General features: G+C 54.9%; 13 protein-coding genes. 5 read left to right on the forward strand and 8 right to left on the reverse strand.

What is annotated here, in order from left to right; all coding sequences use genetic code 11:
- Positions 1-2 precede the first annotated feature (2 nt).
- Both C8D90_RS11515 and C8D90_RS11520 read left to right on the forward strand, forming a co-directional pair.
- Positions 3-686: a heavy metal response regulator transcription factor gene (locus C8D90_RS11515; protein WP_115458603.1), complete on the forward strand. Its 684-nt coding sequence runs from the start codon at positions 3-5 to the stop codon at positions 684-686.
- Positions 683-2,098: a heavy metal sensor histidine kinase gene (locus C8D90_RS11520; protein ID WP_115458604.1), complete on the forward strand. Its 1,416-nt coding sequence runs from the start codon at positions 683-685 to the stop codon at positions 2,096-2,098. Before C8D90_RS11515 ends, C8D90_RS11520 begins: the two co-directional genes overlap by 4 nt.
- Here C8D90_RS11520 and C8D90_RS11525 read toward each other — a convergent pair.
- The 4 genes from C8D90_RS11525 to syd form a co-directional block, all read right to left on the reverse strand.
- Positions 2,091-2,540, reverse strand: a complete 450-nt coding sequence (locus tag C8D90_RS11525) for a flavodoxin (protein ID WP_115458605.1) — start codon at positions 2,538-2,540, stop codon at positions 2,091-2,093. The genes C8D90_RS11520 and C8D90_RS11525 overlap by 8 nt on opposite strands.
- 17 nt (positions 2,541-2,557) lie before the next feature.
- Positions 2,558-3,331: a tRNA pseudouridine(65) synthase TruC gene (truC, locus tag C8D90_RS11530; protein ID WP_115458606.1), complete on the reverse strand. Its 774-nt coding sequence runs from the start codon at positions 3,329-3,331 to the stop codon at positions 2,558-2,560.
- Between the two features lie 21 nt (positions 3,332-3,352).
- Entirely contained in the window at positions 3,353-3,682 is a 330-nt protein-coding gene (locus tag C8D90_RS11535; protein ID WP_115458607.1) for a YqcC family protein, read from the reverse strand.
- Between the two features lie 1,910 nt (positions 3,683-5,592).
- Positions 5,593-6,144: a SecY-interacting protein gene (gene syd, locus C8D90_RS11540; RefSeq protein ID WP_115458608.1), complete on the reverse strand. Its 552-nt coding sequence runs from the start codon at positions 6,142-6,144 to the stop codon at positions 5,593-5,595.
- A 68-nt stretch (positions 6,145-6,212) separates the two neighbouring features.
- On the opposite strand from syd, the gene queF reads away from it, so the two are divergent.
- The 3 genes from queF (at position 6,213) to xni (ending at position 9,462) form a co-directional block, all read left to right on the forward strand.
- A complete protein-coding gene (gene queF / locus C8D90_RS11545) occupies positions 6,213-7,058 on the forward strand; it encodes an NADPH-dependent 7-cyano-7-deazaguanine reductase QueF (protein WP_115458609.1) in 846 nt (281 codons plus the stop codon).
- 192 nt (positions 7,059-7,250) lie between these two features.
- Complete coding sequence (gene ppnN, locus C8D90_RS11550; protein WP_115458610.1) at positions 7,251-8,615, forward strand: nucleotide 5'-monophosphate nucleosidase PpnN; 1,365 nt, start codon at positions 7,251-7,253, stop codon at positions 8,613-8,615.
- Between the two features lie 88 nt (positions 8,616-8,703).
- Complete coding sequence (xni, locus tag C8D90_RS11555; RefSeq protein WP_115458611.1) at positions 8,704-9,462, forward strand: flap endonuclease Xni; 759 nt, start codon at positions 8,704-8,706, stop codon at positions 9,460-9,462.
- 47 nt (positions 9,463-9,509) lie between these two features.
- Here xni and rlmM read toward each other — a convergent pair whose 3' ends face one another.
- From rlmM to C8D90_RS11575, 4 genes are all read right to left on the reverse strand, one after another.
- Complete coding sequence (rlmM, locus tag C8D90_RS11560) at positions 9,510-10,610, reverse strand: 23S rRNA (cytidine(2498)-2'-O)-methyltransferase RlmM (protein ID WP_115458612.1); 1,101 nt, start codon at positions 10,608-10,610, stop codon at positions 9,510-9,512.
- Entirely contained in the window at positions 10,603-10,983 is a 381-nt protein-coding gene (locus C8D90_RS11565) for a DUF423 domain-containing protein (RefSeq protein ID WP_115458613.1), read from the reverse strand. The genes rlmM and C8D90_RS11565 overlap by 8 nt, the downstream gene beginning before the upstream one ends.
- A gap of 43 nt (positions 10,984-11,026) precedes the next feature.
- Positions 11,027-11,944, reverse strand: a complete 918-nt coding sequence (locus tag C8D90_RS11570) for a transcriptional regulator GcvA (protein ID WP_115458614.1) — start codon at positions 11,942-11,944, stop codon at positions 11,027-11,029.
- Between the two features lie 382 nt (positions 11,945-12,326).
- Positions 12,327-12,548 (reverse strand): YgdI/YgdR family lipoprotein, encoded by a 222-nt coding sequence (locus C8D90_RS11575; protein WP_115458615.1) that lies wholly within the window; start codon positions 12,546-12,548, stop codon positions 12,327-12,329.
- Positions 12,549-12,573 lie beyond the last annotated feature (25 nt).

Genomic DNA, 12,573 nt, shown 5'->3' on the forward strand with positions numbered 1-12,573 from the left:
AGATGAAAATATTATTGGTTGAAGATCAGGCAATGGCGGCGGAATACGTCGCCAAAGGGCTGCGGGAGCAAGGTATGGTGGTTGACGTCGCCGCCAACGGCCCTGATGGCCTCCATTACCTGCTGACCGCAGATTACGATCTGGCGATTCTGGACGTCATGCTGCCCGGTCTGAACGGCTGGGACATTTTAGAAACCGCGCGCAAGGCGGGCAGACAAACCACCGTCATGTTCCTCACCGCCCGCGATGATGTGGAAGATCGCGTACGCGGGCTGGAATTAGGCGCCGATGACTATCTGGTCAAACCGTTTTCGTTCAGCGAACTGCTGGCACGCATCCGGGTGATTCAGCGCCGGCAGGCAGAGCCCCAGGCGCCGGAAAAAACCGTGCTACACGTCGCCGACCTGGAGCTGGATCTGCTGAAACATCAGGTGCATCGTCAGGGAAAGCGGCTGGATCTGACGCCCAAAGAGTTCACCCTGCTCAGCCTGCTGATGCGCCGCAGCGGAGAGGTTTTGTCGCGCATCGTTATCGCCGAACAGGTCTGGGACATGCATTTTGACTCCGGCACCAATGTCGTGGATGTCGCAATCCGCCGCCTGCGCACCAAGGTGGACGACCCCTTTGACGTGAAACTGCTTCATACCATCCGCGGAGCCGGTTATGTCATGGAACTGCGCGAATGATGATCCTGTCCACCATCCGCCAATGGTCGCTCGCCCGGCGGCTGAGTTTGTCTTTCACTCTGTCGATGGCCGCGCTTATCATCGTGATCTTCGCCGTCATTTACACGTCACTGGTGGTCCAGCTCAAACACCGAAACGGGCAGGAAATGGAGCGCATCCTGCAATCCCAGCGTAACGCCATCGCCAACATCCACGACGGCCGCCGCCTGAAAGCCTGGCAACAGCGTTGGGTTGAAAATTTTGATCCGGACAAGCGGGTTTTTCTGCGCATTTTTGATGGCGACGGCAAGCTTTTCGCCGCATCACCGCATATGCCGGTGGAGTCTTACCATTTCCCTTCTGCGGGAAAGCCTTACCGCACCCAGGTTTGGTTCAACAAGCAGGAAAAACGCAAGGTAAAAATGCTGTTGGCCACGGAGAACATCACGCTGCGCAATGGGGAAACCTGGGTTATTCAGGTTGCGCTTAACGCCTCTCAGGAACGGGAGTTGGTCGAGCTGAGTATGCATATCCTGAGGGTGGTCGGCATCGCTGCCGTGCTCTTTACCGCCCTGCTGAGCTGGCTGATTGTCCGGACCGGTCTGAAGCCATTGAATACCCTGAACCAGCAGATACAGAACATCCACATTGAAAAATTGAATACCCGCATCGGTCAACGGGAATGGCCGGCGGAGCTGAAGGCGCTGGCCGCCTCATTTGACGGCATGCTGGAAAGGCTGGAACGTTCATTTACCGAGTTGTCGCGCTTTTCCTCCGATATCGCCCACGAATTCCGCGCGCCAATCAACAACATCATCGCGGCCGCCAGCGTCATTCAGTCACGCGTTCGCCCGCCGGAGGAGTATCAGGAAACGCTGGCGAAGATTAGCGAGGAGGGAGAACGCCTGTCACGCATGATCACTTCAATGCTGTTCCTGGCAAGGGCGGACAACGCCAAAGAAGTGATGCATCCCGAAGCGATTAATGCCGGCGCCTTGTTCAGTCACATCATTGATTTTTTCAGCATGTCAGCGGAAGAGAAGCAGATAACGCTGGCCCAGCGCGGCGATGCAACGCTTCATGCCGATCCTTTACTGCTGGGCCGTGCGCTTTCCAATCTGGTGGACAACGCCCTGCGCTATACCCCGCCGGGCGGCCAGATCACGCTTGAAGCCGCCGCCAGAGGTAACGATGTGCTGCTCAGCGTAACGGACAGCGGCAGTGGTATTAAGGCCGATGATTTACCGCACGTTTTCGAACGCTTTTACCGCGCGGACTATGCCCGCACGGATCGGGAAAGCTCCGGACTTGGGCTGGCGATGGTAAAATCCATTGCCGAACTGCATCACGGCAGCGTCAGCGCCGAAAGTACGCCGGGCGAAGGCAGCCGCTTTACGCTCTGCTTACCCGGCGGGAATACCGTTATCAGCTAAGCAGACGTCCCCAGTTTTCAACCCACGGTCCGGTCACAACCTCCGGTTCGGCATCCACCTGAGCGTCAACCTCAAGCAGCTCACCGATGCGCGTCGCCTGCTGTTCTTGCAGCAGGTCATCAAACTTATGACCGGCGCCGCAAAAATCGGAATAACTGCTGTCTCCCAGAGCGATCACGCCATAGCGCAGCGCCGGCTGGTAACCCAGTTGATCCCTGACCGCCACGAACAGAGGCACGATTGAGTCGGGCAAATTCCCCTGCCCGGTCGTGGAGGTCACGATCAGGACATAGTGCTGCTGATACGCCTGCCACTCAGCCAGCGTGCCCTCTTCAAACACGCGGACCTCATGCCCTTGCGCCCGGAGCAAAGTTTCGGCCTCCTCCGCAACCAGCAACGCATTACCGTATACGGTACCCACAAAAATGCCGACCTGAGCCATACTCTTTCCCCCTGAATTCAATTCGTTCCATCCTGACGGCAAGGCGCAGGAAACTCAACCCCCCAGAGTTCAGGGAGATAATGATGCCAGCCGAACTGCGTCATCAGGTGTTGCCATCGCGCATCAAGCCCGGCGCGCAGGCATAAAGGTTCCCCGCTGACCGGATGCGTCAGCCGTAATTCACTGGCATGCAACATCAGTCCGGCGCATGCGAAGTGCTCCGCAACGCCCCGGTTTTGCCGCAGATCGCCATGTTTGGTATCGCCGAGAATAGGATGACGCAAATGCGCCAGATGGCGGCGCAGCTGATGCTTGCGCCCGGTTTCCGGTTGCAGTTCCACCAGGCTGAAACGCGAGCTGGGGTAACGGCCGATGGCTACCGGCATCTCCACCTGCGCCAGCCCGCGATAATGACTGACCGCCGGCTGGGCCGCTTTGTCCTGCTGGCTGAACTTATCGGCGATTTTGTCCAGTTCTTCGGTCAGCGGGTAATCAACCGTCCCTTCTCCGTCCAGAAAACCTCTCACCACGGCATGGTATGTCTTACTCACCTGCCGCTGCTCAAAGCTTTGCGCCAGCAAACGTGCGACCTCAGCAGATAACCCCATCAGCAATACGCCGGACGTAGGGCGATCCAGCCGGTGTACGGTGAAGACGTGCTGGCCGATTTGATCCCGAACGGTCTGCATCACGACGACTTTTTCTTTGCGATCCAGCCAGCTACGGTGCACCAGCCATCCGGCCGGTTTATTCACGGCGATCAGATGCTGGTCCTGATAAATAATTTCCATAGGGGATTCCGATACGGCGGCTTAGTTTTTCGCCGACGCGAACAAATTGTCCAACGCCAGCAACGTCACCATCAGCGGCTGAAGTTCCTCGTGACGCTGGGCGAACGCCAGTTCGAAATAGGGGTAAATGGCAAACCCCTGCGGCAGTGCCGCCTGGCTGTCGAGCAAATCATGCATTTTCGGCAAAAAAACCCACTGCAACCATTGCTCTGCGGACATGGTATCAATACAGAAAGGCTCAACGCTGGAGAACGCTTCCGCCTGCGGCGGCGCATCCTGCCACAGCCCAAGCGCCTGCATGCGATCTGCAATCTCACGCAAAAGCTGCCGGATTTGTATATGTGTACTCATGCCAAAAACCCCTTACGCCCAAAAATGAGGGGCCAAAGCATAGCATTACTCCGCATTCCGGCCCAATGCTGTCCCGTAAAAGGAATAAAAAAAGGGCGTACTGCAAATGCAGTACGCCCGGTTCGTTTTGCAGCATTCCCGCTACTCAAGGTGCTCCCTGCTCATCCTTGAAAACTTTTCCCTTGGCTTTCCGTTTCCCACATATCCGTTGTGGCGTATCCTACTTTCTTTCCCTGACTTATTATCCTGCGCCATCCTGACGCTTTTCTTCCCTTGGTCGCTCCTGACCCACCGACCATCCTGTGCCGGCTCTCATTCTCCGTCCTGGAGGTGTCCCTTGTTTCGTCCTGAAACATCCTTCGACCACATCCTGCGGTACATCCTTTCACCCATCCTGGGTGTGTTCCCTTCTACTTCATCCTGAAGCAACATCATCCTGATGTTCCTGCTTCCTGCCGTCTTCCCTTCCGGTAACACTAATGTCGCCGATCCTGCCCTTTTGAACAATAGGGGTATTGCGTCCTACAAAGCGCATTTGCGTTTGTACAAAACAATCGACTCACCTATCCAACTGTATTTAAATAAAAAACAAATTACAGGGTACGTTTTTACCCGAAAAGAAAACACGATCTCTCACAGCCTCTGTAAGACATATCTCACAACAGCGCGGGCAGTCCTGTAAGCCTTAAAAAGGCAAAAAAAAGGGGGGTACTGCATCTTGCAGTACCCCCGGTTCGTTTTGCAGCAATCCTGCTACTCAAGGTGCTCCCTGCTCATCCTTGAAAACTTTTCCCTTGGCTTTCCGTTTCCCACATATCCGTTGTGGCGTATCCTACTTTCTTTCCCTGACTTATTATCCTGCGCCATCCTGACGCTTTTCTTCCCTTGGTCGCTCCTGACCCACCGACCATCCTGTGCCGGCTCTCATTCTCCGTCCTGGAGGTGTCCCTTGTTTCGTCCTGAAACATCCTTCGACCACATCCTGCGGTACATCCTTTCACCCATCCTGGGTGTGTTCCCTTTTACTTCATCCTGAAGCAACATCATCCTGATGTTCCTGCTTCCTGCCGTCTTCCTTTCCGGTAACAGTAGTGTCGCCGATCCCACCCCTTCGAACAATAGGGGTATTGCGTCCTACAAAACACGTTTGTGCTTACGATTATAATTATCTTATCTATCTGTTTGTATTTAAACAAAAATAACATTCACCGGTGCGCTTTTGCCCGAAAAGAAAACACGATCTCTCACAGACTCTGTAAGACATGTCTCACAAAGGCGCGGGCAGCCCTGTAAGCCTTTAAAAAAGACAAAAAAAGGGGGTACTGCAATGCAGTACCCCCGGTTCGTTTTGCAGCAATCCTGCTACTCAAGGTGCTCCCTGCTCATCCTTGAAAACTTTTCCCTTGGCTTTCCGTTTCCCACATATCCGTTGTGGCGTGTCCTACTTTCTTTCCCTGACTTATTATCCTGCGTCATCCTGACGCTTTTCTTCCCTTGGTCGCTCCTGACCCACCGACCATCCTGTGCCGGCTCTCATTCTCCGTCCTGGAGGTGTCCCTTGTTTCGTCCTGAAACATCCTTCGACCACATCCTGCGGTACATCCTTTCACCCGTCCTGGGTGTGTTCCCTTCTACTTCATCCTGAAGCAACATCATCCTGATGTTCCTGCTTCCTGCCGTCTTCCCTTCCGGTGACACTAATGTCGCCGATCAGCGCCGATAAAACAACGGGGTATTTTGCTTAGTACACTGATCTCAAAAGGCATTTGGTTGTAATACCTTTCAATAACCACATGATTTACATATAATAATTTCGCATAGTTTATGCAAAGTCGGCATAAATAGCGGAGAAGGCTCACACAACGTGTGAGAAATGTCTTACAAAGAAGATAGCAACCCTGTAAGCCATTTCAGCACGCAACCACAGGTTGCAATGCCGACAGAAACGCAGCCAGAGAAGGCGCAATCACCGTGCGCTGCCTGCTGCCGAACTGTTCCAGCAACACCTCGCCGCTGAGATTACACAGAGAAATCAGCTCAAGCTCAGAGTCTGTCGTCGCCAAAAATAACGTCGGAGGAAGCTTCAGACGCCGCTGCGTGACCAGATGCCCAATCAGGTTTTCCTGCAAACGGACAAAGTCATCCTCACTCCAAACCTGAACCACATCCATCAATACGTCATCAAAGCGGGCACGCATGTCCGCCGCATACTGGCTGGTATAGAAAGGCGCCACGTCAGGATGCAACTGAATATCGAGCGCCCTGGCTACGGCATCCAGGTTCTCCGCTACGGCGACGGGCTGAGGCTGCCAATACACCCTCTCTCCGTCGCTGCGCACGATACAGGGAGACGGAATGCCGTACAACGCGCTACTGGCGGGATAATCACCGCACTCTTGCTGGCTGGCCGCGATGAAACGACCAGTAAACGCCGTCAATGCGGCGGAAACCTCATGCATCATGTCTTCACACTCATCACTTAGGGTAAACTAGGTGCATTGTAGCGTTCTTATCTTCAGGCAGTCACCGTATGTCATATCAAAATCACCAGGCCCTGGCCGGTCTGACGCTGGGTAAAACCACCGAATACCGCGACACGTACGACGCAACCCTGCTGCAGGCGGTTCCCCGCAGCCTTAACCGCGAGCCGCTGGGGCTGTTCCCCGGTAATCTGCCGTTCCACGGCGGCGATATCTGGACGCTCTATGAGTTGTCCTGGCTGAACGCCCGCGGCTTACCGCAGGTCGCCGTTGCCGAAGTCACCCTGGACGCATTCAGCAGTAATCTGATTGAGTCGAAAAGCTTCAAACTTTACCTCAACAGCTTCAATCAGACCCGTTTTGACGACTGGGACGCCGTTACGCGCACCCTGCAACACGACCTGGCGCACTGCGCGCAGGGCACGGTGAGCGTACGCCTGATGCGGTTACAGGAACTGGAAGGCCAGCCTGTCGGCGCATTCAGCGGCGTCTGTATCGACGATCAGGATATCACCATCGACAGCTATGAGTTCGACGCTGGTTTACTTCACGGCGCTGCCGATGGCGCGGAAATCGTTGAAGAAACGCTCGTCAGCCATTTGCTGAAATCCAACTGCCTGATCACTCATCAGCCAGACTGGGGCTCCGTCATGATCCGCTATTGTGGCGCACAGATAAATCGTGAGGCGCTGCTGCGCTACCTGGTTTCTTTCCGCCATCACAATGAATTTCACGAGCAGTGCGTGGAGCGTATTTTTAACGATATTCAGCGCTTCTGCCGGCCGGAGTCGCTGGCGGTGTATGCGCGCTACACCCGCCGCGGCGGGCTGGATATCAACCCCTGGCGCGCCAATACGCCCTTCACGCCGCCGCCGGCCCGGCTGGCGCGTCAATAGCCGGCGTTTCGGACACATACGGTGACATTACGCCGGGTGTAAAATATTGGTAAAAACTCACCGGCACGGTAAGGTAAATAACAGAAATTTATGTATGACGTAACGTGCCGGATACGCCCGGCCTTGTAGCCCGCCCGCCGCGGGTGATGAAATGAAAAACACGCCATCCTGCGGATGTAAAAGGAGTCATCTTTGATTACGCATATCAGCCCGTTGGGCTCTATGGATTTATTATCGCAGCTTGAAGTCGACATGCTGAAACGCACGGCAAGCAGCGATTTGTACCGCTTGTTCCGTAACTGCTCGCTGGCGGTCCTGAACTCCGGCAGTTTAACGGACAACAGCACTGAACTGCTGTCCCGCTTTGAAAGCTTTGACATCAACGTATTGCGCCGCGAACGCGGCGTAAAACTGGAGCTGGTCAACCCGCCGGAAGACGCCTTCGTCGACGGCACGATCATCCGCTCCCTGCAGGCCAACCTGTTCGCCGTCCTGCGCGACATTCTGTTTGTTAACGGCCAGTTGGTGCATGCCGAACGTTTCCAGCAACTGAACCTGGAAAACTCCATCCACATTACCAACCTGGTCTTCTCCATCCTGCGTAACGCCCGCGCGTTACACGTCGGCGAAGAACCGAATATGGTGGTGTGCTGGGGCGGCCACTCCATCAGCGAAAAAGAGTATTGGTATGCCCGTCAGGTAGGCAACCAGCTCGGGCTGCGCGAACTGAATATCTGCACCGGCTGCGGCCCCGGCGTCATGGAGGCCCCGATGAAGGGCGCCGCCGTCGGCCACGCCCAGCAGCGCTATAAAGACGGACGTTTTATCGGCCTGACCGAACCTTCCATCATCGCGGCGGAACCGCCCAACCCGCTGGTTAACGAACTGATCATCATGCCGGATATCGAAAAGCGCCTGGAGGCGTTCGTCCGCCTTGGTCACGGTATCATTATTTTCCCCGGCGGCGTCGGCACCGCAGAAGAGTTGCTCTATCTGCTGGGTATTCTGATGAATCCGGAGAACGACGATCAGGTGCTGCCGCTGATCCTGACCGGGCCGAAAGAAAGCGAAGATTATTTCCGCGTGCTGGACGAATTTATCCTCAACACGCTGGGCGAAACCGCGCGCAAGCATTACAGCATCATCATCGACAACCCGGCGGAAGTCGCGCGCCAGATGAAGCGCGCCATGCCGAAAGTGAAAGAAAACCGCCGCCAGTCCGGCGATTTCTACAGCTTTAACTGGTCGCTGAAAATCGAGTCCGACCTGCAACTGCCGTTTGAGCCGACCCATGAGAACATGGAGAACCTCAACCTGCACCCCAACCAGCCGCCGGAACAGCTGGCCGCAGCTCTGCGCCGGGCATTCTCCGGGATCGTGGCGGGCAACGTGAAAGAAGTGGGCATTTCCGCCATTGAGAAATACGGCCCCTACAAACTTCACGGCGATTCAAACATGATGAAGCACATGGACCGCCTGCTGCAGGGGTTTGTCGAGCAGCATCGCATGAAGCTGCCGGGCACGGCTTACGAGCCATGCTACGAGATCATTGCGTAAACCTTCGCAAAACCAGAATCAGGGCGGTGTCATCACCGCCCTTTTTCGTTACCCTTTGCCTATCGCTCTTAACCCGTAACCCGTTGCCATGCCAATACATTTACTGATCGTCGATGCCCTTAACCTGATCCGCCGCATTCACGCCGTTCAGGGAACGCCCTGCATAAACGCCTGCCAGCACGCGTTACAGCAGTTGCTGTCCCACAGCCGGCCAACACACGCGGTCGCCGTTTTCGACGAAGACGACCGTGCGGACAGCTGGCGGCACCAGGCTTTTCCTGACTATAAGGCGGGCCGCAACGCGATGCCGGAAGATTTACATCAGGAAATGCCGGCCATCCGCGCCGCATTCCTGGCGCTGGGCGTTAACAGCTGGCACTCCGCCGGCAACGAAGCGGACGATCTGGCCGCCACGCTGGCCGCACGCGTGACGCAGGGCGGGCACCAGGTCACTATCGTCTCAACGGACAAAGGCTATTGCCAGTTACTCTCGCCGTCGATCCAGATCCGCGACTACTTTCAGAAGCGCTGGCTGGACCTGCCTTTCGTACGTCAGGAGTTTGGCGTGGAGCCGGGCCAGCTGACGGACTACTGGGGCCTGGCCGGCATCAGCAGCAGCCGTATTCCCGGCGTTCCCGGCATTGGCCCCAAAGCCGCTGCCGCACTGCTGACGCAGTTCTCCTCGCTGGAGGCGATTTACCAACATCTGGATGACGTGCCGGAAAAGTGGCGCAAGAAACTGGAACAACATCAGCAACAAGCGACGTTATGCAAGCGTATTGCTACGCTGCAAACGTCGCTTCGCGTGGAAGGGAATTTACAGCAGTTACGGTTAAAAACGGCATAGAAGCGCGCGAACCAGCAACACCCGTTTTGATCAACCGCTACGATGGCTCAGCGCTCATCGCGCCGACCGGGCACCGCCCCCCAAATACGACGCACATGCACCGTAATTTCTTCCCGATCGTGATACAGCTGTTTAGCCTGAATCTGCGCATTAATGCCGTTATCCTTCAGCTCCTGCGCCAGTCCCGCCAGGTTTTGGCTGACTTCTTCATAGCGCTTTTTCATCGGCAGCTTAAGGTTAAAAATCGCTTCACGACACCAGCCGTTTACCAGCCAACGCGCCATCAGGTGGGTAACCCGCGCCGGTTTTTCCACCATGTCACACACCAGCCAGTCAATGTTGTTGCGCGTAGGCTCAAACTTAAAGCCGTCGGCCCGGTGGTGGGTAACCTGCCCGGTGTCCATCAGGCTGGGCGCCATAGGACCGTTATCGACCGCATGCACCATCATGCTGCGCTTCACTAGTTGATAGGTCCAACCGCCCGGGCAAGCACCGAGATCCACCGCGTGCATACCGCTGCTCAGGCGCTCATCCCATTCGTCATACGGAATAAAAACGTGAAACGCTTCTTCCAGCTTAAGCGTCGAACGGCTGGGCGCATCGGAAGGGAACTTCAGCCGGGGAATACCCATAAAGAACGGGGAGTTATTATTGCTGTATGAATAGCCGGTGTAACAACAACCCGGCGCGATAAAGAAGACATGCACGATCGGGCGATGGGCATTCTCCTTCAACAACAGAACCCTTTGCTGCCGCAGCGCGGCCCGCAACGGCACGGTAAATTTGCGGCAGAACTTCATCAGTTCTTTGCTTTCGTTGGTGTCAGGCACCTCGACCCGCAAATCACCGGCGCCTTCGATCACCCCGGTCAGCATACCGACAACGGGGGAAATACGATCTTCCGGCGGCAAATCCCGCAATAATTCGCCCGCGACAAACATCTGCCGGGCAAAAATCAGCTCACGGAACGGCAAATGACGTACCAGCTTATCTGCATCCTCATGCTGGTAGCACTCAAAAACCACGTAGCCGCTGTTGTCCTTAACCCTGGCGAAGCCGAATACTTCGTATTGGGTGGCTTTCTCGGTAATCTCCGCCGCACACTCTTTCTCAAAGCCGGGACGGCAATATAAAACGACTTTACTCATGGCGCTCTGCTCTTTTCCTCATGCGCAATGCTCCGACCAACATCAGAGCCCAACCAATCAGGAAGCACACGCCGCCAATCGGTGTTACATAAACCCAAAGTTTCAAATTCGACAATGCCAGGGAATACAGGCTGCCGCTGAACAATACCGTACCCAGCGCCATCAGGGCGCTGCTCCAGTAAAACCATATGCAGGCGCGCCGCTGCATCACCGAGGCCATCCCCAGAATCGCCAGCGTGTGCACGCCCTGATAGTTCAGCCCGGTATACAGCCACTCCATCTCTTTCTCACCCAACGTACGGCTGAGAACGTGCGCCCCGAAGGCACCCAACGCGACGAAGATAAACCCGCTGATCGCGACAAAAATCATCATAGAGCGACTACTCATTTTCCGGCCCCTGCCTTACTCTTCTCAATTATGACTCATACCGAAAACGAAAGTTTTCCTGTTCGTTGGCCGCCCTGGCCAAAATCCATTGACGGAAAGCCGCAATTTTACCCAATTCAGCCTGACTATCCTGACACACCAGATAAAACGCGTTTTTACTGATCAGCACATCGCTGAACGGACACACCAAACGCCCGGCCTCAATTTCGGTTTGCGCCATCACGTTATTGACCAGCGCGATCCCTTGCCCGTGCACCGCCGCCTGAACCACCATCGCACTGTGGCTGAAGATCGGCCCCTGCTGCACGTTAATATGCTGCAACCCCAACTGACGGGTATAGGCCAGCCAATCACGGCGGGAAGTGTCATGCAGCAGGGTATGATATGCCAGATCGCTCGGATCTTTTAGCGGATGTTCGCCCAGCAGCAATTGTGGTGAGCAAACCGGCATCAAATACTCCGCGTAAAGCCGCTCTACGCGCAGTCCCGGCCAGTTTCCCTTGCCGTAAAAAATGGCGACGTCAACGTCGTCCGACAGCTTCCCTTCTTCCCGATCTACCGCCTGGATCCTGACATCGATGCCGGGATAAGCGCTGTTGAAGCCCGACAAACGCGGAACCAGCCACTGAATGGCAAAACTCGGCGGCAGGCTGACCGTTAACGCCCCTTTGGCGCTGCGGGCCTGCAAACGCCGTGTCGCTTCATTCAGCGAGGAAAAAATTTCTTTAATGTCGAGATAATAGCTCTGGCCTTCTTCGGTCAGCAGCAAAGATCGGTTACGGCGGCGGAACAGCTTCAGCCCCAGAAAGTCCTCCAGAGATTTAATCTGGTGGCTTACCGCCGCCTGAGTCACGAACAGTTCCTCGGCAGCTTTGGTAAAGCTGAGATGACGGGCGGCAGAGTCAAAAACCCGTAATGCGTTTAATGGCGGCAATCGCTTGGACATGGCTGGACACTGTATTAAAAAACGGCCTGATCGGAAGGGTAAACAAACTTGCTCAGCAAATAAGAAACAAATAATTAACTTATCATTTACCCATTAGTTTTTTTTATCCGAGCCATTATAATTTGTCCGTTGAGGATAGGCCAGTAAATACCTATAGTGGCGCCACATCCCGGGCCGGAACGAAAGAGTGTTGACGGAGAGATTCGGAAATGCTTTTGGCTTTGTGGTTGTGATGTTGTGTTTGCAAATTGTCCGGCATTCCGGACAGAGTAGCTAAGCTACTGTTTTTTCACTTCCTGTACATTTACCCTGTCTGTCCATAGTGATTTAGTAGCACCGCAGATTGCGGTGCTTTTTTTTCGTTCCTGCATGACCAATCAGCTTACTGACTTTCAGCCATCTCTTTGACTTCATTACGATTGATTTGCTGCTGGTTGCCATTGGCATCTTTGTAGCTGATCATACCGGTTTCATCGTCGACCTGAGGCTTACCCTCGCTGACCAACGTCCGGCCATCATTGGTATGCATCACGTAGTTGCTGGAACAACCGGCAAGCGCCAGAGTACAAAATAACGCGGCGAGTAGCGCACTGATTTTCTTCATCGTAAACTCCTTGCTGTAGTTTAAA

The organism is Enterobacillus tribolii (genome assembly GCF_003363015.1).
GTDB classification, from domain to species: Bacteria; Pseudomonadota; Gammaproteobacteria; order Enterobacterales; family Enterobacteriaceae; genus Enterobacillus; species Enterobacillus tribolii.